Annotated in this window: 23 protein-coding genes; 8 read left to right on the top strand and 15 right to left on the bottom strand. The window is 60.5% G+C overall.

The genetic code is table 11. From position 1 onward, the window contains the following. Positions 1-253: 253 nt before the first annotated feature. Entirely contained in the window at positions 254-988 is a 735-nt protein-coding gene (locus PMI27_RS16355; RefSeq protein ID WP_008152249.1) for a thioesterase II family protein, read from the bottom strand. Positions 989-1159: 171 nt separating this feature from the next. Continuing rightward, the gene (locus tag PMI27_RS16350; protein ID WP_024164563.1) at positions 1160-2332 is read right to left on the bottom strand and encodes an MFS transporter; all 1173 of its coding nucleotides are present in this window, start codon (positions 2330-2332) and stop codon (positions 1160-1162) included. Between the two features lie 214 nt (positions 2333-2546). On the opposite strand from PMI27_RS16350, the gene PMI27_RS16345 reads away from it, so the two are divergent. From PMI27_RS16345 to PMI27_RS16335, 3 genes are all read left to right on the top strand, one after another. Continuing rightward, the gene (locus PMI27_RS16345) at positions 2547-4373 is read left to right on the top strand and encodes a glycoside hydrolase family 15 protein (protein ID WP_008145317.1); all 1827 of its coding nucleotides are present in this window, start codon (positions 2547-2549) and stop codon (positions 4371-4373) included. A 328-nt stretch (positions 4374-4701) separates the two neighbouring features. Then, the gene (locus PMI27_RS16340; RefSeq protein WP_008145319.1) at positions 4702-5091 is read left to right on the top strand and encodes a hypothetical protein; all 390 of its coding nucleotides are present in this window, start codon (positions 4702-4704) and stop codon (positions 5089-5091) included. A gap of 36 nt (positions 5092-5127) precedes the next feature. Beyond that, positions 5128-6030 carry an alpha/beta fold hydrolase gene (locus PMI27_RS16335; RefSeq protein ID WP_008145320.1) on the top strand — a complete coding sequence of 301 codons (903 nt, stop codon included), beginning with the start codon at positions 5128-5130 and terminating at the stop codon, positions 6028-6030. Here the strand turns inward: PMI27_RS16335 and PMI27_RS16330 are convergent. Further along, positions 5999-6982 carry a GlxA family transcriptional regulator gene (locus PMI27_RS16330; protein ID WP_008145322.1) on the bottom strand — a complete coding sequence of 328 codons (984 nt, stop codon included), beginning with the start codon at positions 6980-6982 and terminating at the stop codon, positions 5999-6001. The genes PMI27_RS16335 and PMI27_RS16330 overlap by 32 nt on opposite strands. Positions 6983-7072: 90 nt before the next feature. Here PMI27_RS16330 and inhA point away from each other — a divergent pair, with 90 nt between their 5' ends. Further along, on the top strand, positions 7073-7768 hold the full coding sequence (gene inhA, locus PMI27_RS16325; RefSeq protein WP_008145325.1) for an isonitrile hydratase: 696 nt from the start codon (positions 7073-7075) through the stop codon (positions 7766-7768). A gap of 550 nt (positions 7769-8318) precedes the next feature. Here the strand turns inward: inhA and PMI27_RS16320 are convergent. Continuing rightward, the gene (locus PMI27_RS16320; protein ID WP_008145327.1) at positions 8319-8807 is read right to left on the bottom strand and encodes an SRPBCC family protein; all 489 of its coding nucleotides are present in this window, start codon (positions 8805-8807) and stop codon (positions 8319-8321) included. Between the two features lie 309 nt (positions 8808-9116). On the opposite strand from PMI27_RS16320, the gene PMI27_RS16315 reads away from it, so the two are divergent. Further along, entirely contained in the window at positions 9117-9515 is a 399-nt protein-coding gene (locus tag PMI27_RS16315) for a GFA family protein (protein WP_008145329.1), read from the top strand. A 57-nt stretch (positions 9516-9572) separates the two neighbouring features. Beyond that, positions 9573-9974, top strand: coding sequence for a lysozyme inhibitor LprI family protein (locus PMI27_RS16310; protein ID WP_008145331.1), 402 nt, complete (start codon positions 9573-9575; stop codon positions 9972-9974). Positions 9975-10103: 129 nt separating this feature from the next. Here the strand turns inward: PMI27_RS16310 and peaD are convergent, their stop codons facing one another. From peaD to peaA, 4 genes are all read right to left on the bottom strand, one after another. Then, complete coding sequence (peaD, locus tag PMI27_RS16305; RefSeq protein WP_008145334.1) at positions 10104-11222, bottom strand: quinohemoprotein amine dehydrogenase subunit beta; 1119 nt, start codon at positions 11220-11222, stop codon at positions 10104-10106. Positions 11223-11244: 22 nt separating this feature from the next. After that, positions 11245-11568, bottom strand: a complete 324-nt coding sequence (gene qhpC, locus PMI27_RS16300; protein ID WP_008145336.1) for a quinohemoprotein amine dehydrogenase subunit gamma — start codon at positions 11566-11568, stop codon at positions 11245-11247. Between the two features lies 1 nt (position 11569). Beyond that, complete coding sequence (gene peaB, locus PMI27_RS16295; protein WP_008145337.1) at positions 11570-13000, bottom strand: quinohemoprotein amine dehydrogenase maturation protein; 1431 nt, start codon at positions 12998-13000, stop codon at positions 11570-11572. 80 nt (positions 13001-13080) lie between these two features. Beyond that, positions 13081-14661 carry a quinohemoprotein amine dehydrogenase subunit alpha gene (gene peaA / locus PMI27_RS16290; RefSeq protein ID WP_008145339.1) on the bottom strand — a complete coding sequence of 527 codons (1581 nt, stop codon included), beginning with the start codon at positions 14659-14661 and terminating at the stop codon, positions 13081-13083. Positions 14662-15005: 344 nt separating this feature from the next. Here peaA and PMI27_RS16285 point away from each other — a divergent pair, with 344 nt between their 5' ends. Then, complete coding sequence (locus PMI27_RS16285) at positions 15006-15362, top strand: hypothetical protein (RefSeq protein ID WP_008145340.1); 357 nt, start codon at positions 15006-15008, stop codon at positions 15360-15362. Between the two features lie 50 nt (positions 15363-15412). Here PMI27_RS16285 and PMI27_RS16280 read toward each other — a convergent pair whose 3' ends face one another. Further along, complete coding sequence (locus PMI27_RS16280; protein WP_008145342.1) at positions 15413-15667, bottom strand: DUF1652 domain-containing protein; 255 nt, start codon at positions 15665-15667, stop codon at positions 15413-15415. A gap of 274 nt (positions 15668-15941) precedes the next feature. Here PMI27_RS16280 and PMI27_RS16275 point away from each other — a divergent pair, with 274 nt between their 5' ends. Further along, entirely contained in the window at positions 15942-17432 is a 1491-nt protein-coding gene (locus PMI27_RS16275; RefSeq protein WP_008145345.1) for an aldehyde dehydrogenase family protein, read from the top strand. 293 nt (positions 17433-17725) lie between these two features. Here PMI27_RS16275 and qhpG read toward each other — a convergent pair whose 3' ends face one another. From qhpG to PMI27_RS16245, 6 genes are all read right to left on the bottom strand, one after another. Beyond that, positions 17726-19051 carry a flavin-dependent monooxygenase QhpG gene (gene qhpG, locus PMI27_RS16270; protein WP_008145347.1) on the bottom strand — a complete coding sequence of 442 codons (1326 nt, stop codon included), beginning with the start codon at positions 19049-19051 and terminating at the stop codon, positions 17726-17728. Beyond that, the gene (qhpE, locus tag PMI27_RS16265; protein WP_008145348.1) at positions 19048-19725 is read right to left on the bottom strand and encodes a subtilisin-like serine protease QhpE; all 678 of its coding nucleotides are present in this window, start codon (positions 19723-19725) and stop codon (positions 19048-19050) included. Before qhpE ends, qhpG begins: the two co-directional genes overlap by 4 nt. Then, positions 19715-21433, bottom strand: coding sequence for an ABC transporter ATP-binding protein (locus PMI27_RS16260; RefSeq protein WP_008145349.1), 1719 nt, complete (start codon positions 21431-21433; stop codon positions 19715-19717). The genes qhpE and PMI27_RS16260 overlap by 11 nt, the downstream gene beginning before the upstream one ends. Further along, the gene (locus PMI27_RS16255) at positions 21433-23337 is read right to left on the bottom strand and encodes a sigma-54-dependent Fis family transcriptional regulator (RefSeq protein WP_008145350.1); all 1905 of its coding nucleotides are present in this window, start codon (positions 23335-23337) and stop codon (positions 21433-21435) included. Before PMI27_RS16255 ends, PMI27_RS16260 begins: the two co-directional genes overlap by 1 nt. 247 nt (positions 23338-23584) lie before the next feature. Then, on the bottom strand, positions 23585-24610 hold the full coding sequence (locus PMI27_RS16250; RefSeq protein WP_008145352.1) for a histone deacetylase family protein: 1026 nt from the start codon (positions 24608-24610) through the stop codon (positions 23585-23587). 153 nt (positions 24611-24763) lie between these two features. Then, the gene (locus PMI27_RS16245) at positions 24764-25993 is read right to left on the bottom strand and encodes a Zn-dependent hydrolase (protein ID WP_008145353.1); all 1230 of its coding nucleotides are present in this window, start codon (positions 25991-25993) and stop codon (positions 24764-24766) included. Positions 25994-26011 lie beyond the last annotated feature (18 nt).

Genomic DNA, 26011 nt, shown 5'->3' on the forward strand with positions numbered 1-26011 from the left:
TCTAAGCATCCGGATCAGTGGCGGGAAGCACAAAGGCACGTCGTCCCTATAAAACGAATGCAGACCGGAAAAATTAGCGAATGAGAACAAGTATCAGAAAGGAGGTAGAACGCGGGGTGTCAGTGTGATGAAGATCATTGTGGGAGCGAGCCTGCTCGCGATGAGGGCCTGTCAGTCACATCTATGTTGAATGTGATGCCGCTATCGCGAGCAGGCTCGCTCCCACAGGTTTTGGGTGATGCTCCCGAATCGTTTAGCTGACAGCCATCAACCCATGCCGCCGATGGTGAACGTCCAGCTGATCCTTGATCACCCGCAACACTTTGGCTTCGTGCTCATGGATAAAGAAGTGTCCGCCAGCAAGCATGTCCACCGAAAAACTACCGAGGGTTTCCTTGCTCCAGCCGATCAACTGTTCGGCGGTGGCGCGGTCAGCCTTGCCACCGAGCACATGGATCGGGCACTTGAGCAACGGGCGCTGTTGCGGTTCGAAACGTCCGCACAAGAGAAAGTCCGCGCGCAGCACTGGCAGCGTCAGGCTCATCAACTCGTCGTTGGCCAGCACCTCTTCACTGGTGCCGTTGAGGGTGCGCAGTTGCTCGATCAATTCGGCATCAGTTTTGGGTGCGGCGAAACCCCGGTCGTATTCGGCCCGCATCGTCGGCGCGGCGGTGCCCGAAGCGAACAGCGCCACCGGTTCCGGACAGCCCAGCGAGCGAAACGCGTGGGCCATCTCACAGGCGAGCAACGCGCCAAGGCTATGGCCGAACAGCGCGTACGGCGTCTTGAGCGTGGCTTTTTGTTCCTGCGCGAGTTGCAGCGCCAGGCGTCGCATGTCGGTGTGCAAGGGTTCGCCAAACCGGGCGCCCCGTCCTGGGAGTTCCACGGGTTGCAGCTTGAGCCACTCCGGCAGTTTGCGCCGCCAGCGGCTGTAGACCATGGCACTCGCGCCCGAATAGGGCAGGCAGAGCAATGTCAGCTGGGTCACCGGGATCACCTCGAAAAGTTGTCTGTATAGATGAACGGATGAACGCCGAGGAGAATTAGTCGTACCGATAACCCTGTGGGAGTGAGCCTGCTCGCGATAGCGGTGTGTCAGTCACCATCAAGTTGACTGACATACCGCTATCGCGAGCAGGCTCACTCCTACAGGGGTTCTTTATTTCAAGTGGCGGAAGCTTTGCACTGCGGAACCGAGAACCACGGCGCCAGCGACGATGGCCACCCAGAACCCGCTCCGGGCTCCAAATGCATCGATCAGCCAACCCGAACTGGCCGCGCCAATCGCCACGCCGATACTCAATCCAGTCACCAGCCAGGTCAGGCCTTCAGTGAGTTTGGCCGGCGGCACGATGCGCTCTACCAACGCCATCGCGACAATCAGCGTCGGCGCAAAAAACAGCCCGGCGACAAACACCGCCAGCGACAGCCCGAGAATGTTCGTCGCCAGCAGCAACGGCAGCGTGGTCACCGCCGTCGCCACCCCGCCGTACAGGAACAGTTGCGGCAGCGGCAGTTTCGAGCGCAACGCCCCGAACGCCAAACCGGCCAGGCACGAGCCAATGGCATACACCGACAACACAATGCTCGCTGCCGCCGGCTGGCCCTGCTGCTGGGCGAACGCCACGCTGACCACGTCCACCACACCGACGATGGTGCCCATGGCGACCATCAACAGCATCAGCAACTGAATCTCGCTGGAACGAATGATCGAGGCCTGATGATGGTCTTCATGGGGATGAATCGCCGGCTCGGTGTCACGTTGCAGCACAAACGCCGTCACCCCGATCGCCAGCATCAGCAACGCCGCCAATGGCCCCGCCTCGGGGAATGCCACCACGCACAACCCCACCGACAGTGGCGGCCCGACGATAAAACAGACCTCGTCCAGCACCGACTCCAACGCATAAGCGGTTTGCAGTTCCGGCTGACCGCGATACACCTCGGTCCAGCGCGCCCGCACCATCGCCGACATACTCGGCATGCAACCAGCCAGCGCGGCGAACACAAACAGCGTCCAGTTCGGCGCCTGCAAGCGCGTGCAAAGCAACACCAGCAACAACGCCCCGCCACCGATCAGCGCTGATACCGGCAAGATCCGACGCTGCCCGAAGCGGTCCACCAGCCGCGAAACCTGCGGTGCACAAAACGCTGTAGCCAGGGCAAACGTCGCTGCCACGGCGCCGGCCAGTCCATACCCACCCTGCAGTTGCGAGAGCATGGTGATCAGGCCGATGCCGGTCATGGAAATCGGCATGCGCGCGATCATCCCGGCCAGCACAAAAGCGCTGCTGCCTGGGGCTTTGAACAGCTCGCGGTAGGGGTTTGCCATAGGTGCGGGTCTCAACAAGGGTCTGCAAGTTGCCATAAGCTTGATTGAGGGGAAAGCAGGCAATTGTTGGTTGAATGTGAAGGCTGCGATCTTTTGATCTGGGCGCTGAACTCTAGGCTCCCCAAACCAGTCAGCTAATTAGGCCCGCCACTCAACGCTCTGATTTCCCTCAACCAACAAATCACCCTGAGCCTTTATCCGGAGTTTCGCGGCAATGGCTGATCATCATCCCGAACGACAAAGCGCTATCGATGCTCATGGCATCATCGGCGACATGCGTAGCGCGGCACTGGTCAACGACAAGGGCAGCGTGGACTTTTTCTGCTGGCCGGAATTCGACAGCCCGTCGATCTTCTGCTCGCTGCTGGACACCCCTGAGGCCGGGATTTTCCAACTGTCCCCGGATTTACCCGACGCTCGCCGCGAGCAGATTTACCTGCCCGATACCAATGTGCTGCAAACCCGTTGGCTCAGCGACCGCGCGGTCGTCGAATTCACCGACCTGCTGCCCATCGGCGACAGCGAAGATGACACGCCGATGCTGATGCGCCGGGTGCGTGTGGTCAGCGGCCAGGCAACGTTTCACATGCGCTGCGCCGTGCGCCATGACTACGCTCGTGCCAAAACCCGCGCGCGCATGGATGAAGAAGACGTGACCTTCGAGGCCGCCAATCAGCCGTCCCTGCGCCTGTCTTCGGATCAGGCTTTGCGTATAGACGGCCATGCGGCAGTCGCCGAATTCACCCTCGAACAGGACCAGACCGCCGAATTCATGCTCGGCGGTATCGCCGACCCGCGGTTCAAGGAAGGTGCCGCCACGATCTGCCTGGAGCGCACCCTGAAGTTCTGGCGCGACTGGATCGGCCAATCCAACTACCGTGGCCGTTGGCGGGAAATGGTCAATCGCTCGGCCCTGGCGCTGAAGCTGCTGACCTCGCGCAAACACGGCGCGATCCTCGCCGCCGCGACCTTCGGCCTGCCGGAAACGCCTGGCGGCGAGCGCAATTGGGATTACCGCTACACGTGGATCCGCGATGCCTCGTTCACCGTCTACGCGTTCATGCGCCTGGGCTTCGTCCAGGAGGCCAACGATTACATGCGCTGGCTGCGCGGGCGGGTCAGTGATTGCCACGGCAAACCGATGAAACTCAACATCCTCTATGCCATCGATGGCCGCCAGGAACTGCCGGAAACCGAACTCTCGCACCTCTGCGGTCATGGCGGCGCAACACCGGTACGGATCGGCAACCAGGCTTACGACCAGGTCCAGCTCGACATCTTCGGCGAGCTGATGGACGCGGTGTACCTGGTCAACAAATACGGCGACGCCATCTCCCATGAAGGCTGGAAACACACCGTGGAAGTGGTCGATCAGGTCTGCGAAACCTGGGAGCAAGAGGACGTCGGCATCTGGGAAATGCGCGGCGAACAACATCACTTCCTGCACTCGCGGCTGATGTGCTGGGTCGCACTGGACCGGGCCATTCGCCTCGCCTCAAAACGCTCACTGCCCGCCCCGTTCGCCCGCTGGGACCAGACCCGACAAGCAATCTACGCGGACATCTGGGAAAACTTCTGGAGCGAAGAACGCGGGCACTTCGTCCAGTACATCGGCGGCACCGCGCTGGATGGTTCGATGCTGCTGATGCCGCTGGTGCGCTTCGTCAGCGCCAAAGACCCGCGCTGGCTCGCGACCCTCGACGCCATCGAAAAGAATCTGGTACGCGACGGCATGGTTTACCGCTATCGCAATGACGACGCCCGAATCGACGGCCTCGACGGCACCGAAGGTGCCTTCGCCGCGTGTTCATTCTGGTACGTCGAATGCCTGGCCCGCGCCGGACGGGTGGAAAAGGCGCATCTGGAATTTGAACAGTTGCTGAGGTATGCGAACCCGCTGGGGTTGTACGCCGAAGAGTTCGACAGCCATGCGCGGCATCTGGGGAATACGCCGCAAGCGCTGACGCATTTGGCGCTGATTAGTGCAGCGTGTTTTCTGGATCGGAAATTGAGTGGAGAGAAGAGTTTCTGGCAGCCTTGAGACCGCGTCGCCGTCAATCGCGGGCAAGCCTTGCTCCTACGGTTTTGCGTCGTTCGTAGGCGTTGAGTTCGACGCAAAACCGTAGGAGCAAGGCTTGCCCGCGATGAACGTAAACGCGGTCCTCCTGACATCAACACTGAACACCCTCACCACAGGCTGGCGTAGTCCAAACGCCTACAAGCACTAAACAAACCTGCCCAATCATCGCGAATCACCTCATTCCCACAGCCTGAAATCCTTTGTTGCCAGCCGCTACATCCCCCCCTACCATCGACCGTCAACGGGTACAGCGGAGCTGTCCAACAAAACCCGAATTCAAGGAACCAGAATGACCCAGCGCATCCACCGTAGCATCGACACCCCACTCCGCTCAGGCCTGAACCGGGATGAATTGTGGGAAGGCCAGGACAAGGGCCTGATCAAATGCTGGGAAATCGGCCGCCAACGCGCCGCCCGTTTCCCTGAACTTGCCCAACGCTGCCTTGCCGGCGAACTGCCGGTGCTGGGCTGGAAAGGTGGCGTCAGCCGCAGCCTGAAAAAACTCGAAAAATACGGCTCCCTCAAGTACCTCGCTCAGTGGCAAGGGTTGCGTGGGGAAGATCTGGATGTTGATTTGGGTGAAGAACGGGCGTTGACCTGTTCGCGGACCAACATGGTGGTGACATTTACGCCGGACCGGTCGAAGTACTTCAATCAGGTGGCGGAAATCGAAGCCTAGAAAACAGGCGAAAAACAACCCTTTCTGGAGTGTCGAATGAACAATGAAGCGCTGATCCACTTCACCAGAACTCCAAGTCTGTCGCTCGCCTACGAAGAACACGGCCCCACCACCGGCGACCCGATCATCCTCCTCCACGGCTTCCCCTACTCCCCCCGCGCCTACGACGAAATCGCCCCAGTCCTCGCCGCCAAGGGCTACCGCGTCATCGTCCCGTACCTGCGCGGTTACGGCCCGACCCGGTTCAACCATCCCGACACCCTGCGCTCCGGACAGCAAGCCGCCCTAGCTCAGGATTTGCTGGATCTGATGGATGCGTTGGCCATTCAACAAGCCGCCCTGTGCGGCTATGACTGGGGCGGTCGGGCGGCGTGTATTGTGGCGGCGCTATGGCCCGAGCGGGTTCGTTGCCTGGTGACCGGCGACGGTTACAACCTTCAGGACATTCCCCGCTCCACCGAACCGTTAGACCCGGAAACCGAGCACCGCCTCTGGTATCAGTACTACTTTCACACGCCACGCGGCGTCGAAGGCCTGACGAAAAATCGCCGGGATTTGTGCGAATTACTCTGGAAGCTGTGGTCACCCACTTGGGCCAAAGGTCCTGAGTTGTATCCGTTAAGCGCACCGGCCTTCGATAATCCAGATTTCGTCGAGGTGGTGATTCACTCCTACCGCCACCGCTTCATGTACGTGCCTGGCGACCCGGCGCTGGAGTGGATCGAAACAGCGCTGAGCCGACAGCCGCCGATCAGCGTACCGACGATTTCCCTGTGCGGGGCCGACGATGGCGTCGGGTCGGCGCCGGAAATAGACGAAGACATCGCCCACTTCACCGGGCCTTATGAGCGGCGAGTGTTGGCGGGCGTCGGGCATAACATTCCCGAAGAAGCACCCGAGGCAACGGTCAGAGCATTACTGGATCTGCTGAAGGGCTGACGCTGAAACGCTCGCGATAGGCCTGCGGGGTCACGCCCATGGCCCGCAGAAAACTGCGTCGAAGCGTCTCTTCGCTGCCGAATCCGCATTGCACCGCCACCCGTTTGATCGGCACGCCGGTATCGCTGAGCAAACGTCGGGCGGTCTCGACTCGAATCAGTTCGATGGCCCGGGCCGGAGTCTGGCCGGTGTCGGCGCGGTAATGGCGCACGAAACTGCGTTCGCTCATGCCGGCCTGCAAGGCCAGGGTCGGGATGCCCAAATCCTTGGTGAGGTTTTCACTGATCCAGGCATGAAGTTCGTCGAAACGGTTGCCTTCCTTTTGCAAAGAGAGGGTCACGCTGAACTGCGACTGGCCGCCGGGACGTTTCAGGAACACCACCAGTTGCCGGGCGACTTCCAGGGCCATCGTGCGACCGAGATCCTCTTCCACCATGGCCAGCGCCAGATCGATACCGGCAGTGACCCCGGCCGAGGTCCAGACCGGACCGTCATTGATGAAAATCGGATTGGGTTCAACCTGCAGCCGCGGATGCTGCTGCGCCAACTGCTCGCAACGGGTCCAGTGAGTGACCACCCGCCGGCCATCGAGCCAGCCGCTGGCCGCCAGCAAAAATGCCCCGGTGCACACCGACGATACCCGCCGACACCCCGTCGCGTGTTCACGTACCCAGGCTACCAGCGGTTCATCTCGCGCCGCGTCGTAAACGCCCCAACCACCGGCAATGATCAACGTGTCACTGGCCTCTTCGGGCAACGGCTCGGCCAACAGCGCCAGCCCTGCTGACGACATCACTGCCCCGCCGCCGCTGGCAATTACCGACGGCGCATAAGGTGGCGAAAAACCTTGCTGGCGGGAAATATCGTTGGCCGAAGCGAACACCTGCAACGGCCCGGTGACGTCGAGCAATTGCACATTGGCAAAGGCAAGCACGTGAATGGTTTTCGGCATAATTGGCGTAATTCGTGGGGTTATTGGCGTATACGCCAAATCCTACGAGCCTAAAGTGAAGTCGTCCACCCACTTCATGAGAAAAATGCCATGACGTTGCAGATCGGTTTTCTGTTGTTTCCACAGGTTCAGCAACTGGACCTCACCGGCCCTTACGACGTACTGGCCTCGCTGCCGGACGTGAAGGTGCATTTGATCTGGAAGGACCTGATGCCCGTCACCGCGAGCACGGGCCTGGTGCTGAAACCGACCATCACGTTTGACGATTGCCCGCCGCTGGATGTGATCTGCATTCCTGGCGGCGGTGGCGTCGGGCCGTTGATGGAGGATGAACAGACGCTGGCCTTCATCAAGACGCAGGCTGCCAACGCGCGTTACGTCACATCGGTGTGTACCGGCGCGCTGGTGCTCGGTGCGGCGGGTCTGCTGAAGGGCAAACGCGCCACCACTCACTGGGCCTATCACGAATTGCTGACGCCTTTGGGAGCGATCCCGGTGAAGGATCGGGTTGTGCGCGACGGCAATCTGCTAACCGGTGGCGGGATCACGGCGGGCATCGATTTTGCCCTGACCCTGGCCGCGGAGTTGTTCGATAAGGACACAGCAGAGCTGGTGCAGTTGCAGCTCGAATACGCCCCGGCACCGCCGTTTACGTCGGGCAGTCCTGAAACGGCCCCGGTCAGCGTGCTGGAGGAAGCCCGCAAACGTGCTGCCGGGTCATTGAAACTGCGCTCGGAAATCACTGAGCGTGCAGCGGCGAAACTCGATCAGTTGTCAGCACGCTGATCCATCCGGACCGGCAGCCAGTGTCAGGCTGCCGCTTCCCGGCCAAAATGATGTGCCGAGGATTTTCCATCGCCCATAAAAAAACCCGCCTAAGCGGGTTTCTCAAGACCATTTCGACATCCTGTCGGCAGCCATCCTGGCCAATGGTCGATCATCCTTGATCCTGAGCGCTTCCTGCGACTCAGTTGATGGATCCAGAATAAACACATCGGTGACGCATCAAAAGACGACATACCCGTTAGCGGGTGTAAGCCTTTGACTACTCGACCTTTGAAGCAGGTTTCGACAGGCGAAAAAAAACCCGCCGAAGCGGGTTTTTCCCAAGACCATTACGACTCCCTGTCGGCAGCGATTCCTTGCTTATGGTCGATCATCCGTGATCCCGAACACTTCCTGTGTTTCGGTTGATGAGGCTAGATTACGCTTCGGATCCAATGTGCAATAGACGACATAGCTACTATCGCGTGTAGGACATTCGCTATAGCCACCCTTCCGAAAACCCTTAGACGGGTAAGGTTTCAAGCATTGAAGCCGCGAGTTCATGCCGCGATCACTCTTCCTGACGCTCGCGTTGCTTGGCACTGACCTTGAGAAATTCTTCGATATTGCTCATCTGCTCATCCCAACCGCGGCTGTCCATACGGAACGCCTTGAGCCGGCGCGTCTGAGGGATGTGATCGAAACCGGACTCGGTGACCTTGAGTAACGTCCCTTCATCCATGTCTTCGAGCTCGAACTTCACCAGTGTGGTGGGTTCCTGGGAGTAATCGATATCGGGCTCGATCGCGTACGGATGCCAGCGAAACGAAAACACCCGTTCCGGCTCGACCCGCTCCACCAGTACGTTCCACAGCAAGTGCTCATAACCCGGGTACGTAATCTGCCCCTGGGTCCACTCACCGGCGACAAAACGCTTGCCTTCCAGCGCCACGCCAAACCACTGTCCGAAGGCTTCGGCATTGGCCAGCACGCGCCAGACCTGCGAGCGCGGCGTTTTGAGCAGGATCTTCCTTTCGATGCGATCTGATGCTGGATTCATATGTCACCTCCTGTACTGAACAGTAGGCCTGTAAGGCCACAAGACCAACCCTAAAGTTGTATCAATTGGGTATCGCAATCAACCCTACCTGAAATATTCGGCTGCATTTCAAGGTGTAAGTTCTGGCTTGAAGACGAAACTCAGCGCCCGAAACTGCTAACGTTCAGGACGAAACTGATTCAAACAAGGACGATTCATGCAGCTTTCACTTGCACGGTTGGCTGTAGATGCTGCGTTGGCGCTACGATATCGAAGCCACGGCTGACGCTTTGCTGCGGGCAGCCACCCTCACGCAATCAGGAGCACGCGATGAATAGCCTGCATGGCAGCTGCTTGTGCAAAGCCATCGAGTACGAACTCGATAGCCTCGACATGCCCATCAGTCATTGCCACTGCCAAACCTGCCGCAAGGCACACGCGGCGGCATTCGCCTCGACAGCCGGGGTCATGCGCGAACATTTTCGCTGGACCAAAGGCCAGGACCGCCTGAGCAGTTACGAATCGTCACCGGGCAAGCTGCGGCATTTCTGTTCGGTCTGCGGTTCACACTTGATGGCTGAGCGCTTGGCCCAACCCCACGTCATTGTTCGTGTGGCGACACTGGACGATGACCCGCAAATGACGCCTCAGGCGCATATCTGGACCACACATGACGTTCCGTGGCTTGGCTATGAATCGATTAAAAAATGCCCTGAATGGCAAACATAAAGGGTCGAATACAGCACTAAACTGCACCTCAACTTTCCTGTCACAGCGAGAATCCCCATGCACCCACGCTTTCTCCTCGCGCTGACGCCTCTGCTGTTCGCCACTGCCGCTTATGCTGCGGACTGCGACAACGCCGCCGATCAGGCGACGATGAATGAGTGCGCGGCGCAGCAGCACAAGATGGCGGACAAGGAGTTGAATGCGCTTTACCAGCAGATCAATGAGCGTTTGAAGAGCAACCCCGAAAGCAAAAAGCTGCTGATCGGGGCGCAGCGTTCGTGGATTGCGTTTCGGGATGCCGAGTGCAAGTTCTCGAGCGCCGGGGTGGAAGGCGGGAGTGTGTATCCGCTGATCTACAGCAACTGTGTCACTGAGTTGACCAAGGCGCGGGTGGAGACTTTCAAAAATTATCTGAAGTGTCAGGAGGGGGATTTGAGTTGTCCGGTGCCTGGGGTTTGATTGTTCTGTGGTCTTGAGGGCCTCATCGCGGGCAAGCCGTGCTCCTACGGATTTGTGTCGTTCGCCTGCGTTGTGAACGACTCAAATCCGTAGGAGCAAGGCTTGCCCGCGATGGCGTCCTCAAATCGATTACCGAACAAATATCTGCGCCGTCGTGATCGCCATGTCCCCACCCGGCAACTTGATGCTGCCAATCTGCTTCATGCTCTCGGGATCAAAAATCGCCACATCGTTAAACGTCCCCGCCAGATAAATCTTGCTGCCGTCCTTGTTGAACGAAATGCAGTAGTAGGAATGATCCAGCGTCGCTGCCTGGAGCATTTTCTTTTCCTTGATGTCGTATTTCGCCAAACGGTTGAGCACACCGAACATCAGGTTCGGATCCTTCGGCGAGCGCATGCCGCTGAAGTAGATTTCCGTCAGAGGGCCGAAGTCGGTGGTTTCGGTCTTGCCGGTTTTCAGGTCGATGCTGAACAGCCCGTAAAGGTACTCGGCAGTCGCTGGGTCCTGCTTCTTGTCCTTGAATTTCGCGGCGGTGTAGAGCAGCGAGAAGTCATGACGATAAGTCTGCTGGTTCCACACGTAGAGCACGTCCGGCGCGCTGTAGCCAGGACGTTTCCAGTGACGGCTGGGAATCAGCACGTCGAACTTGCCGGTCTTGACATCGACTTTGTAGACGTCCGCCCCGGCCACGTACAGCGTGCCGTCGTCACCACTCTGCATGATCGTCAACTGCCGTGGCGCCGGGAAACTGCGCACGGGTTTGGCGTCCATGCCGGCGTCGGTGGCGTACACATCGAGCCGCGGTTGCTGCACTTCATAGCGGTCATTGAGCATCAACGTCGGGTTGGCGATGGTGAACAATTCCTTGCCGTCGTGGCTGAGGGTGAAGGCGAACATGGACCTCGCTTTCTCCCCCGGTTTCTGGGTGATGCTGGCGTGGAACACCTGCTTGCAGCTGTCGATTTCAACGCCATAGACATCCGCGTAGTGATTGTTCAGCACGTAGGCGGTCTTGCGGTCCGGCGACAACTGAACGGTGCCGGGACCGAAGGCATCCGGCATCTTGCAGGTCTTGAACAAGGTGTCGGTGGCCAGGTCAATGACGTGCAGGTTGTTCGGGTAATTGGTGGTCAACATGTACTCGTGACCGTCTTGCAGTGCAGTGTTTTCGTCGGCCAGAACAGTGAGCGAACAGGTACTCAGGACGGCGAATGCGGCCAGGCCGCAGGCTTTGATATTACGCATGCTGGAATCCTTCTCTGTCCGATTACTTGTCTTTTGGAAAGACAGTCCCGAGGTTGCGCCAGTTTTCATTGGACGCCTGGGCATCCTTGTTCCAGTCCGGGTAGGTGCTCATCATGTCGGGCACCTGGGCCGGCCACCAGCAAGGGTCGGAACAACCGTAAAGGTCGGCTTCCATCGGTTGGCACAGCGACGACACACCGCCAAAGGCGTCGATTTCCCAACCCGGGTCGGTGGTCGAGGCGCAGCCGGCGACGGAACTCATCGCCACCACTTCTTCGATGCGGTTTTCGGCCGCGGCCTCATCCAGTTTCAGCGCTTTATTATTGATTGCCTTGAGATGTTTCATATCAGTGAGCCTTGCGCGGAGTGATGTAGCTGCTGATAAACGCAGGGTTGTGGGCCATGATCCGGGTGTAGACCTCGATGCCGAAGTCGACCCAGTCACGCATCAGTTCGCAGTAGTGATAGGTCGGGTGAGTCGGGTCGCCGTAACGGGCGTAGCTCTCGTGATAGCAGCCGCCGGAACAGAGGTTGCGGATCTGGCAGTCCTCGCAACCGGTGTTGGTACGGTCCAGGCGTTGGGACAGGAAGTCGTTCAACTCCACCTGCTTCACACCACTGTGGACGTTGCCGAACGTCGGCAGGCTCGAGCCGGTAAAGCGGTGGCACAGATTCAATTCGCCCTTGTGATCCACCGCCAGCATCTTCAGGCCCGCGCCGCAAGGCAGGGCTTTTTTGTGGCCTTCGTGAATGTCGGTGATCAGCTGGTGCAGGTTGGAGAAACCGATATTGCGGTGTTCCAGCGCCGCTTCCAGATAACGCCGGCCGAGTTTCTTCATGTTGGCGAAGACTTCGATCAGCTCATCGCTGGACAGGTTGAAGGTGCTGATGTCGCCGGAAGTCACCGGGGCAAACCCGACTTCGGCAAAACCCAGTTCGTTGAACAGGTGATCCCAGATGGTTTCGACGTCGGTAACGCCGGTGGTCAGGGTCACGCGGGCACCGACCGGACGACTGTTGTAGCGCGACAGCAGCATTTCAGCCTTGCGCCGCACCACGTCGTACGTGCCCTGCCCGCCCACGGTGATGCGGTTGCGGTCGTGCACGGTTTTCGGTCCGTCGATACTGACTGACAGGCCGAAGCGGTGTGCGTTGAGGTAGTCCACGGTCTCTTCGGTGAGCAGCGTCGCGTTGGTGGTCATGACGAACTCGACAAACTTGCCCGCCTCGCGGAAACGCTTCTCGCAATAGTCGACCATGTACTCGATCAGCTTGCGATTGCTCAGCGGCTCACCACCGAAAAACACCACGGTGAAACGCTCTTCGTCAGGGGACTCGCGCAGCAGCATCTCCACCGAGGCGACTGCCGTTTCGACGTCCATTTTCTTGCCGGCCGACGGCTTGTCCAGGTCTTCCTTGTAGCAGTAGGTGCAGCTCAAATTACAGCCGGTATTGACGTTGAGCACCACGGTATTGATCGCCGTACGCTCGACCCGTTTGGTGCCGATGTCCGGGGTCAGCGGCGAGCCGTCACTGACCAGTTCCAGGGACATCAGTTCGCGCAGGGTCTCGGTGATTTCCTCGCCGTTGAAGCGTGACGCCAAACGCTGGATCAAGTCCTCGGATGAACAGCCGGGACCGCGCAAGGTATCGATAATGGTGCCCGTCAGCTCATCGCTGGCGAACAGCGAACTGCTGGGGATGTGAAACAGCATGCGGTCGGCATCGACGTGCACTTCGTGCAGATTCCGCTCAACCAGATTCAAAATAGCGCCCATTGCAACCTCCTGTGCAAACCCCGTTTACGAGGCCTGCGGTCATTCCGAAAAAGTGTCTGAATCGTTTGTGATCAGCCAACTCATGGAATGGGTGGATTGTTCCAGCGTTGCACGGTGACGATCATGTGGCCTTCGCCGCTCAGGGATTTCCCTGCATCGTCGACGGCGGCGATCACCTTGAGGTTGCCGGCATTGTTGGTGGACATTTTGCGCTGCGGGTTTGGCCCGGCATCGCCCGGTGTGAACACGCCGCTGTCGGCCTGCATGGTGCCGGCGAACTTGACGTCCTCGTCTTCCTTGGCGCGGTCGTCGAACGCTTCGACCGACCACTGCGCCGGGAACACGCCGATGCGATACGGCTTGCCGTCGGTGCCCTTGCCCCAGGCTTCGGCATCAAAACGGCCCTGGACTTTCGGCGTCGAACCACCGCCCTCGCCGATCCGCGCCACCGAGAACTCGGGCACGACTTTGACTTCAGCGATTTTGCTGTAGACCGACAGGGTCGGGCCTTTCAGCGTGCCGACGGTAACGTTGCGCAGACCCGGCTGGGCATTGGCGGCGGCCTTGAGTTTGACCTTGATCCGTTCCGGGCTCTGCTCGATGACTTCGACCACTTCCACGCCTTTGCCGAAGTTCGGCTTGCCGGTGAGACCGCTGCCGACAAGGGTCACTTCAGTTTCAGCGCCAGCCTTCAGATAACCCGGCTGCACCGCCAGCAAACGGCTGCTGCCCTGTTTGGCAGCGACGAAATCCAGGCCCCGCTCATCGTGCTCGGCCTCGAACATCCGGCCCTGCATGGCATTGCCTTGGGCGGCGAACACCTGGCGCATGGTTACGCCGTCGATGGTCACGTTGCCGCGCCATTCGTAGCCGGTGTAGAGAATCGCGCTGCCATCGCCGTTGAATGGGCTGCCGTCGGCGTATTGGCCTTTGACGCTGACCTTGAACGTGTCGCTGCCATCGGCCGTGACGCTCATCACGCCGGCCAGTTCACCCTTGCCTGGCAAGTGGCCGCTGAAGCTCCAGTCGCCCACCAGCGCTTCGGCTTTTGGCGCGCTGCTCAGCCATTTTTTCCAGGCTGGGTTGTCCAGCGGATAACGTTTGGCCAGCAGCGGCACCATGTCTTTTCGAGCAAGGTCGAACCAGTCGCGGTCGCGAGCCAGCGCCTGGTATTCCAGGGACGGCCATTGACCGAGGTGGAAGTTCACCAGACGCTCCCATTCCTGGGCCGGGCGCCGTTGCAGCGCGACCCGCGCACCGGAATGGCAGCGGCCGCACATCTGGCTGGTCTGGTCGTCGAACTTCTCGACGGTATTGAGTCGACGCTCCAGCGCATAACGCACGCCATCGGTCTCGCTTGGGGCCAGGCCCTGGGTGTCGGCCAGGTATTTGACCAGGGTGCGGCGGTCGTCATCGCTGATCTGCAAACCGTGCATGGTTTGCATGCGGGCGATGCTCATCAGCCAGCCTTCCGGCGTTTTACGCTGGTGACTGATGCGGCTCAGGGCGTTATCGGCTTCGGGGGTATGACAGCCCTGACAGGTTTCCTTGAGGATGGTCTGAGCGTCGCGGGCTGCCAGGCTGTAAGGCGAATGCAGCGCCACACAAGCGGCCACGGCCAGCAGACTGGCACTCAGGCCTGATCGGAGTTTTCTCTTCATCAACGTCGAACCTCGCACGGTGCTTTCTTATTTTTGTGGCTTATCGTTTTTATGGTTTCTGCCGTCGGCGGCGCACCGCTGACGGAGGCAAGAGAAACGTCTGCAATGAGCAATACACGGAGCGTGCCAGCTTGCCGATTAGCTTTTTAATCAAGGAGTTACGAGAAAATCGATACGTTGCGGCAGCGCTGAACGAGATCACCTGCGTCTAATATCGCGACACGTGTTGCAGTCTGAGACAAGCATAGAGGGCCTGACCGGAACAGCTCATCGGCCGACGATTGACGTCGCTCCCCTGCAAGCGCGAAATGGTTGTTCACCGATTGCCACCAGGGGATAAAAACATGGCAAGCATCACTGTCCTGGCGGGGGACTTTCTGCAGGGTGATGGAGAGTACAGAGACGGCGTTTTCACCCTCAGAACGTCGCTTCACCCATGGCCCGGCATCACCCTCCCGCTCTCCTCGTTCAAGAGCATGGAAGTGGCCAACGAGGACTCGATCAACAACATCAAGGATGCCATCGGCTTTGGCGTGGCCGGGGCCATGCTGTTGGGGCCTATCGGCGCGATTGCCGGATTCATGCTCGCGGGCAAGGAAACCGAAGTGACCTTTCTGGCGACGCTCAAGGACGACAGAAAGCTGTTGGCTGCTGTGGATGGCGACACGTTCGAGGAAATTTCCAGCAAGTTTGCAGCCTGAGTAATCGGCGCGGGCCGCACCGTCTTCCAACGGTGCGGCGTGACGCCGGTTCAGATGTCATAGGTGGGGGAAACGCTTTTGTGTACGTCGATCTCGTGCTGCATGTCCGCCACCAGCGACGCGATCGCATGGGGACTGTCCAGTGTCCACAGGGGAACGTGGGTGGCCACGATATCCACTTTGCCGGTCATGCAGTCGCAGACCCGAATCGTCAGGGACTGGTCCGCCGCCATAGTGCAGGTACAAACGGATGGCAGAAAACTGTGTTCAATGATGTTTTGAATTTCCAGGGTTGAAAGGAACATCGTTACCTCCCTCACGCCAGATATATTGCCGGATGAACGGTCCGTCACTTCACCCACCGATCCAGAAAATTCTAATCCTCAATAGTGGGTGCCTCAAGGCCTCCACCCGGTTGCTCGTCGTCTCATAGCTGTCGCAATTTGCAACAATCTCACAGCACCAGCGATTCCCTTGTGTGCCCCAAAACCCCGGCGACCAAGGGCGGTCCTGCCTTTGCGGGCACTTGGCACAGCCATTGCGAAAGCCCTGTTCTCACGAACAACAAGAGGTCTCGCCATGCCCCTCCCTTATTTGCTTCCCGCCACCTCGGCATTCATCCAGCGCGCCCCACGCATGCTCATCGGCGGCGACTGGGTCGAGGCCGCCGACGGCCAGACCATGCCCCTGCACAACCCGGCCACCGGCGAAGTGCTGTGCGTCGTGCCAAGGGCCACGCCTGAGGACGTCGACCGCGCCGTGCTCGCTGCGCGTCAGGCCTTCGATGATTCGTCCTGGACCCGCACCCGGCCTCGGGAGCGGCAGAACCTGCTGTGGAAACTCGCCGACCTGATGGAACGCGACGCCGAACTGCTGGCGCAACTGGAATGCCTTAACAACGGCAAAAGTGCGGCGGTGGCCCAGGTGATGGACGTGCAGCTGTCCATCGACTTCCTGCGCTACATGGCCGGTTGGGCAACCAAGATCGAAGGTTCCAGCGTTGAAGTGTCGTTGCCGTTGATGCCCAACGATCAATTCCACAGTTTCATCCGTCGCGAAGCGGTGGGCGTGGTCGGCGCCATCGTCGCCTGGAACTTCCCGCTGCTGCTGGCCTGCTGGAAACTCGGCCCGGCCCTGGCCACCGGTTGTACCGTGGTGCTCAAACCCGCCGACGAAACCCCGCTGACCGCGCTGAAACTCGCCGAACTGGTGCTGGAAGCCGGTTACCCCGAAGGCGTGTTCAATGTGGTCACCGGCACCGGCATCACTGCAGGTTCCGCCCTGACCCACAATCCGCTGGTGGACAAGCTGACCTTCACCGGCTCCACCGCCGTGGGCAAGCAGATCGGCAAGATCGCCATGGACTCCATGACCCGGGTAACCCTGGAACTGGGCGGTAAATCGCCGACCATCGTCATGGCCGACGCCGACCTGAAGAACGCCGCTGCCGGTGCCGCCAGCGCGATTTTCTTCAATCAGGGCCAGGTGTGCTGCGCAGGTTCCAGGCTGTATGTGCAGCGTAAGCATTTCGACAATGTGGTGGCGGACATTGCCGACATCGCCAATGCCATGAAGCTCGGTAACGGCATGGACCCGAGTGTCGACATGGGCCCGCTGATCTCCGCGCGTCAGCAGGAGCGGGTTTACGGCTACATCGAAAAGGGCCGGGAAAGTGGCGCGACGATCGCCTGTGGTGGCGAACAGTTCGGGCCTGGGTTCTTCGTTAAACCGACGGTGATCGTCGATGTCGATCAGAAACACTCATTAGTGCAGGAAGAGATCTTCGGGCCGGTGCTGGTGGCGATTCCGTTCGATGATGAAGCCGATGCGTTGCGCATGGCCAATGACAGTCCGTATGGGCTTGGGGCGAGTATCTGGTCGAACGATCTGGCGGCGGTGCACCGGATGATTCCGCGGATCAAGTCCGGTTCGGTGTGGGTCAATTGCCACAGCGCACTGGACCCGGCGTTGCCGTTTGGTGGGTACAAGATGTCCGGGGTTGGGCGCGAGATGGGGTATGCGGCGATTGAGCATTACACCGAGTTGAAGTCGGTGTTGATCAAGCTGTGAAACAGCTTTTGCAGGCGCTGGCGAAGCCTGCGATCTTTTGATTTTGGGGGGTTCAAAAGCCACCCCTCACCCCAACCCTCTCCCCATAGGGGAGAGGGGGAAAGGGAGCAGATCTCCATGGTCTTCAGAACCTGAGTTCGACTCGATATTTCAGGTCGAGGTAGCTCTAAGAACACCTCGGTCAGTCCCCTCGTCCCCTTGGGGAGAGGGGGAAAGGGAGCAGATCTTCATGGTTTTCGAACCTGAGTACGACTCAACTTCCTCGGTCGCAATATCTCCTGAGTACAACTCGGTCAGTCCCCTCTACCCTCTGGGGAGAGGGTTAGGGTGAGGGGTCGATATCCCTGACTCAACAACCAACTCCTGACCACCCTTCCCTGCTCCACCGTCAACCCGGCCAACGCCTGCTCAGCCGGTTCGGTCCGCAACCGCCGCACCAACGGCGCCAACTCAACCCCTTGCACATGCCAGATCCCCAGCGGCTGATCCGCCGTGATCACCACCTCGGCCTCATCCACAAATCCATCGCGCAACACCGGCGCGCGCTCAATTCTCAACGAGGAAAAATCCGCCTCGGCATGCGCCACTTCAGCATCCGGCCACTTCCGCCGCGCCTGCCAAAACAGCTGATCCACCCACCGTTGCTCATCGGCATAAAAATCCCGCCCGATCCGCGCAAAACGCAAAAACAACTGCTCCACCCGTTGCTGATGAAAGCGCTGGGCCAGCGCCGCTCGCTCGGGTTTACGCAACAACGTGTTGATCACGGTCGGCGCCTGTAACGCCGAGGACAAGGACTGAAAAATCCCGTTGCCCGACAGCGGATCCACCGCCATCGCCGCATCCCCTACCCGAATCCAGTGATCGCCACACACCTGCGGGCACAAAATCGCCGTGCTGCTGCGGGCATGCAGCTGTAGATCGATCTCAGTTTCGGCACCAAAAAACGCCCGCGCCAACGCCGAACCTTGGCGCCGTTGACGACAGTAGTCGAGCAACTGCGCCTTGCCCGGCAATTCAGCACTGGCCACGTCCACCGTCCATTGCCAGTAACACTGACCGTCGGCTCGCCGGGCCATCCAGGCCCAGCCGTCCTCAAGACTTTCCACCGCGCTGGCGGTGCTGCCCGGCGTGCCTTGCCAGCGATTGAGCAGGCTGACCGTCTCCGGTCCGCGCAAGCCTTTACCAAGCGCCGGCGCCTGACGCCCGCGCGCCTCAACCAGAAAATCCGCCAGCAGCGCCTCGCGCCCTTCGATCTCGATCCGATGCCCCGAAGCCGATGACTGCACCGTCAGCACTCGGCCTTCGATCAGCTCAACGCCCGCCAGGCGCAAATCCTCGCGCAAGCCTCGATCAAAGCTCGGGCGATCCAGTAAAAATTCGATGTTTTGCGCATGCTGCTGACCGTTCCATGACACCTGCCGCTGAGACGGCAGTGCCGCATCCGCCAAGGCTTGATGAAGCCCCGCGCCACGCAAGGCCTCCAGCACCCGAATGGAAACACCCTCCAGCGCCGCAAACCGCCGCCATTCGCTGACCAGCGTCACGGGATAACCGAGCCGACGCAAACCCAAGGCAACCGCCGCTCCCGCGGGCCCTGCGCCAAGAATCAAAATCATGCTCCGAATCGCCGTTCAGGGCCGCGATAGCGGGCGTTTTCTCGCAGCCACTCAATGACCTGCTCGTTGCTCGCCTCAGGATGCTCAACCAGGAAACCCGCAATGTGCCCGCTCAACGCCGCACAACCAAGACTGGCGCCAGACTGCCCCGGATAGGTGCCATGCACACACGCCGCGAAATCCGCTTGAGCGCTGTTGAGCCACGACCATTCCTGTTCGGCGCAACGCGCATCGCCGGTGACTCGCAGCACCTGTGGATAATTCGCCGGAAACACGCCCTCGCCCTGAGCCGGACTGGACGCACAGAGCAAAATACCTCGCGCTACCGCCGCGGCACAGGCTTCACGCAACAGGCTGCGATCCTGACGCAGGCCGAGGCTCAAATTGATCAGCCGAACGTCCTGCGCCACCAGCCAGTCAATCGCCGTGGCGATCTGCAACGCGCTGGTGACCCCACGCTGGTCGAACACCTGAGCCACGCAAAATACCGCCGACGGCGCCCGCCGGCCGATGGCCTCGATCACCGCGCTGCCGTGGCCCAGCGGATCGTCGCGCAAGTCGCTTTCGGCCAGGCCATCCGCCAGCAACGAAAAGCGCCGCCCGTCGACCACTTGTACCCGCTGCGCCGCCGAGTGACCACTGTCCACCACGCCAATCCGCAGTTCAGGCTTCATGCAGCACCGTTTTTGAAGTGAGCACGCCGTCGAGCAATTCAAAGCGCAAATCGGCATCCGCCAACGTCGAAGGACGGTGGCTGATGAGGATTCGCGTACGCCCGGCAAACAGTCGATCGATGGCTTCGATGACTTCGCGCTCGGTGGCTTCATCCACCGCCGAGGTCGCTTCGTCCAGCACCAGAATCAACGGATCCTGCAACAGCGCCCGGGCGATGGCGATGCGCTGTTTCTGCCCGCCGGACAACTGCTGACCGCGTTCGCCCAACGGGCTGTCGAGGCCTTCGGGCAAAGATTCGATCAGGCTGTCGAGTTGCGCCAGCCGCGCCACTTCGGCAATCGCTTCACGGCTGGCGTCCGGCACCGCGTAGGCGAGGTTGTCGGCGAGGCTGCCGCGAAACAGCACGATGTCCTGACTGACCACGGCAATCCGCCGACGCAGCTGGAACAGGTCCAGTTCGCGCAGATCGACCTCTCCCAGCAACACCCGGCCGGACTGCGGATCGTGGTGCCGTTGCAGCAGGTCGATCAGGGTCGATTTGCCGACCCCGGAGCCGCCGCTCAGGGCGACTTTCAAACCGTAGGGAATTCGCGCTTCGATGCCGCGCAGGGTGGTCGGACGACCGGGATGACTGAAGTGCACATCGTCGAAACGCAGCTCGCCGGAAGTCGGCATCGGCTGCGGCGTGACCGGGGTGAGAACGGTTGGTTCTTCGCCGCGCAATTCCATCACGCGCCCGAGGCTGACGGTCATTCGTTGGACCGCGACATAGAGCCCCAGCAGACTCTGTACCGGTCCGACGGCCATGCCCAGATAGGTGGAAAACGCGATCAACGCGCCCAGTTGCCAAGTCCCCTGCACCACCCAATATCCACCGATCAGGAACGCGCAGGCACGGGACAGAGAGGTCAGTGTGCCCGGCACCGCCTGGGTGAAAAACTCGGTGACTTGCAGGCGCAGCAACTGGCTCATGTAGCCTTGGCCCAACGTCTCCAGGCGCCGCGATTCACGCTGTTGCTGGCCGGCGGACTGGATGAATTTCATCACCGGCAAGGTCTCGACCATGAACGAGGACATGTCCGCCGAGCGCTCGCGCAATTGCCGCACATCGCGCTCGACCTTGCGCCGCATCCAGCGCAGCCAGAGTACGTCGAGGGGAATCAGCACCAATGCCAGCAGCGAGAGTTTCCACGACAGGGTCAGCAGCATCGCCACGGCGCAAACCAGACCGATCACGCTCGACACCGCCGAGAACAACGAGTCCACGGCAAAACGCTGAATCTCCGCGACGTCGCCATCGAGGCGCGACATCAGGTCACCGATGCGGCGCTGTCCGTAGAAACTCGGCGAGAGGGTTTGCAGATGTCGATAGAGGTCGTCGCGCAGGGCAAACAGAATCCGCCCGGACAGCCGCGTGTGCAGGTAACGGTTGATCCCCGACAGCCCCGTTCCTAGCAGCCCCGCCACGATCATCAACCCGGCGATCAGCACCAGCATCGGAAAGTTGCGCGCCAGCAGGCCATCGTCGATTAGCAGCTTGGTCAACCAAGGCTGGACCAACACCAGCAACGAGGCGCAGACCGATAACCCGAGCAGCCCGGCAATCGCCAGACGATGCGGCCGTACGAAGCTGTAGAGCCAGCGCAACGCCGCTTGCAGGGCTTCGGGGTTTTGGCTGTCGATCAGCCGAACGATCAAGCGCTGCATCACGAGCGCAACTGTTTGAGCTTGCGATACAAGGTCGCGCGGCTGATGCCCAAGGCGTCGGCCGCGGCCGAGACGTTGCCCTGGTGAGTGTCCAGGGACTGGCGAATCAGCTCCAGTTCATTTTCACGAATGCTGCCGGCCTGAGGCCGTTCGGTGGCGCTCAACTCGTCGAGCATACTGTCGGGCAAGTGGTCGAGAGTGAGTACGGTGTCCCCCGGCTCGCGCATGGCCAGTGCCGTGCGTAAAACCATTTCCAGTTGGCGGATGTTGCCCGGCCAGTGATAGCCGCCGAGCAAGCGGTTCAAATCGTCATGCAGGACCATCGTCGGCGCACCCAGCTTGGCCAGCAGTCGAGTGACCAGGCCGCTGAAATCCTCACGTTCGCGCAAGGCCGGGAGCATCACACTGATGCCGTTGACCCGATAGAACAGGTCCTCGCGAAAGTGTTTGTCTTCGACCAGTCGCTTGAGGTCGCGGTGGGTGGCGCAGATCAGTGCGACGTCGATGTCTTGCTCTTCGCCGGCGCCCAACGGTGCCACTTTACGGTCCTGCAACACCCGCAACAGACGGGCCTGCAAGGCCAGCGGCATGTCGCCGATTTCATCGAGAAACAAGGTGCCGCCATGGGCCTGTTGCAGCCGACCGATCATCCCACCGCGACGCGAGCCGGTGAACGCGCCTTCGCGGTAGCCGAACAATTCCGACTCGATCAGGCCTTCGGGGATCGCCGCGCAGTTCACCGCAACGAAGGGTTTGTCGCAGCGGGTGCCGGCCATGTGCAGGGCGCGGGCGATCACTTCCTTACCGGTGCCGGTTTCACCCAGCAGCAACACCGGCAGCTCATTGGCCAGGCCTTGACGGGCCATGCGCAAGGCTCGGGCATAACGGACATTGCTGCCGGCCAGGGATTCGAGATCCGGTTGTGCTTTGGCGGTTTTCGCTGGGCTGCGCGGCGGCGTGCTGACATTGATTGAACGCTGCGGCGCACGCAGGGTTTTGTAGAAGAACTCACCTTTGGCCGCTTGCAGACTGCCGACACCGCCCTGATGCAGACGCGACAGAAGTTGCAGGCCATCGACGCCCAGAAACTCTTCACAGCGTCGACCGACCAGCGCCGAACGTTCGGCGTGGAGCAACTGGCAGGCCTGGGCACTGACCGCGAGAATCTGCCCGCCAAGGCTGACTGCCAACAAGCCCTGCCAAGGGGATTCGAGGTACTGCCGACGGCTGTGGAAGGCCAGGACGATTTCGTCTGGATAACTGGCGTTGAACACCCGGCTTTCGATCTGGCTGACAGCCATGGCCAGCAACGCGGTGCTGTCGTGCACGCGGCCAAGCGGGCCTTCGCGGGTCAGGTCGAGTACGCCGAGGATGTCGCCCTGCGGGCAATGGATCGGCACCGAGGTGCAAGAGAAATCGGTCAGGCGATCGAGGTAATGTTCGCCGCAATCGATCATCGTTGGCCGGGCTTCCACCAGTGCGGTGCCCAGCGCGTTGGTGCCGCGAGCGGCTTCGCTCCAGCAGGCGCCGAGGGTGATGTCTTGCAGGCCGCTGCCCTTGAGGCGATCGGCGCGGCCCTCGACAGCGAGAATGGTGGCGTCGGAATTGGCGAGGATGATCAGCCCTTCCTTGCCCTGGCGTTCGGCCAGGTAATCGATGGCCGGCAATGCCGCATCGATCAGCAGCCGATTGCTCGCCAACAGCACGTCGAGGCTCGCGCTCGATTCCAGCGCCAGCTCGTGCTTGGCATTGAAATGCACGCCATGGCTCAGGCTACGCCGCCACGACGCATCGATTTCCGCCCGTAACACGCCATCGGGGACTTCGCCCTCGAGATGGAGCTTTTCCCGGGCCAGCCGGGCTTCGCGGTGCAGTTTGGGAGGAGTTGTTTTTATTAGCGTCATCAAGCGCTCCGGATCGGTCCGCCCTGCGCTTTTTCAAGATCAGCGCCCTGCCGCAATCTTTACGTTAACGTCAGGGCGATGGCAAGTGCCTTACGGCACTTGGGTTCTGTCAGGTGGACCGAGTTATCGTTCATCGCGAGCAGGCTCGCTCCCACAGTTGACCCGGTTGAACCGCAGATTTGTGAACGACGCCAAACCTGTGGGAGCGAGCCTGCTCGCGATTACGGTCTTTCAGACAACCCAAGGCTCAGAGTTGCCACACCTCGGCATTCACAAAAAACGCCCGGGCATTATCCTCCAGACTCTCCAGGTGATACCCACCCTCCTGCACAATCAGACACGGTAACCCCAGGCTGCGAATCCGCTCGCCCAGCCGCGCAAACCCTTCACGGGTCACCGCCACTTTACTCTGCGGATCCAGCTCGAAAATATCGAACCCCAGGGACAACACCAACACTTCAGCGCCGAAGTCTTTCACCGCCGCCAATGCCACGTCCAATTGCCCCAGGAAGTCCGCCTCACTGGCGCCATGCGCCATCGGCAAGTTGAGGTTGAAGCCCTCGCCCCTCCCGACACCACGCTCGTCAGCGAACCCGGCAACCCCCGGATAGAAGTTGGTCGGATCGCCATGCACCGAGACGTAGAGCACGTCATCGCGGTCGTAGAAAATCTCCTGAATCCCCTGCCCGTGGTGCATGTCAGTATCGAGCACCGCGACGCGCGCAAACCCGGCACGCAATACCTGCGCGGCCACCGCGGCATTGTTCACATAGCAAAACCCGCCCGCCGCCTCGGCCCGGGCGTGGTGACCGGGTGGACGGCACAAGGCGTAAGCGGCCGGCTCGCCATCGAGCAATGCCTGAGCGCCGGCAATGGCGCTTTGCGCCGACCAATAGGCCGAACGCCAGGTCTGCTCACCCACCGGGCAACTGCCATCGGCCAGATAGCGGGCGGCCTGGGCGAGAATCCCACGCAGGGCGTTGGGCTCGCGGACGAAGATGTTCGACATCACCTCGTCGCCCCAATCCTCGGGAATTTCCTTCCAGCGCTGATGCGCTTCCTGCAAAAACTTCAGGTACAGCGCGCCGTGGACCGCCAGCAGCGGATCGAGTCCGGCATCGACCGGTTGCTCGACTTTGAAGCCCAGCGAATGAGTGGCTTGCACCAATCGCTGAGCGCGTTCGGGCACTTCCTGCGGCGTGCGCATCTGCCCGCGGGAGTAGTAGCTGCGTGGATGGTGAAGCAATTGTTCGGGATGGAAAAAACTGCGCATGGGATGAATACCTGTCAGTTAACCTGGATCTTGAATCCGTTCGCGTTCAATTGTGGGAGCGAGCCTGCTCGCGATGAGGGAGTGTCAGTTGACGGCAACGTGGTCTGACACACCGCTTTCGCGAGCAGGCTCGCTCCCACATTGGGATTGCGTTTATTCGACTTTACCAGCGCGGGCCAGCACGGCGTTGAGCAGCACATCGGTGCCCTGACGCACATCTTCCGGCAACACATCTTCCGCTTCGTTATGACTCAAGCCGCCAACGCACGGGATGAACACCATCGCCGTCGGGCAGTACCGCGCCAGATGAATCGCATCATGCCCGGCGCCGCTGACAATCGATTGCTGAGCGTAGCCCAGCGCGTCCACCGCCTGCTGCACGGCCGCCACGCATTCGGCATCAAAGGGTGTTGCCGGGCTGATCCAGTGCGGCGTAATCGTCAGGTTCAAGCCTCGGCTATCGGCAATCGCCTGAAGCCGCTCGCGGACTTGCTGCTCCATCGCCTCAATCGCTTCGTCGCGGTGATGACGCAGGTCGACGGTGAAATTCACCAAGCCCGGAATGGTGTTGCGCGACGATTTGTTGATGCTCAACTCGCCGACGGTGGTCAGTCCTTCGGGGGTGAAATCACTGGCCAGGCCTTCGATGGCCTGAATCATTTGTGCCACGCCATACAAGGCGTCTTTGCGCAGCGGCATCGGCGTAGTACCGGCGTGGGCGGCCATGCCTTCGACCCGCACGTCGAGCCAGCGAATCGCCTGGCCACCGCTGACCACGCCGATGCTTTTGGCGTTGTCTTCGAGGATCGGACCTTGTTCGATGTGCGCTTCAAAGTACGCATCCACCGCGCCGCCCAATGGCCGCTCGCCGGCGTAACCGGTGCGTTGCAACGCCTCGGCAACGCTGATGCCGTCGATGTCACGCACCGCCAGCGCCGCGTCCAGTTGCATGATCCCGGTGAACACCGCCGAGCCGAACATCGCCGGGGTGAAGCGTGCGCCTTCTTCGTTGGTCCAGACCGCCACTTCCAGCGGCTTGCGGGTCTGGATGCCGAGGTCGTTCAGGCAACGGACCACTTCCAGGCCGGCGAGTACGCCGTAGACGCCATCGAAACGCCCGCCTTCAGGCTGGGTGTCGAGGTGGCTGCCCATCATCACGGGCGCGGCATCGGGGTCGGTGCCGGCGCGGCGGGCGAACAGGTTGCCGATCGGGTCCACGCTCAGGGTCATGCCGGCTTCGCGGCACCAGTGGGAAAACAATTCGCGGCCAGCCTTGTCTTCATCGCTCAGGGCCAGGCGGCAGCTGCCGCCACGGGCGGTGGCGCCGATTTCGGCCATGTCCATCAGACTCGCCCAGAGGCGTTCACCATTAATTTTCAACATGAGTTACTCCTGGAAATA

The sequence above is a fragment of the Pseudomonas sp. GM41(2012) genome, from assembly GCF_000282315.2.
Taxonomy (GTDB): Bacteria; Pseudomonadota; Gammaproteobacteria; order Pseudomonadales; family Pseudomonadaceae; genus Aquipseudomonas.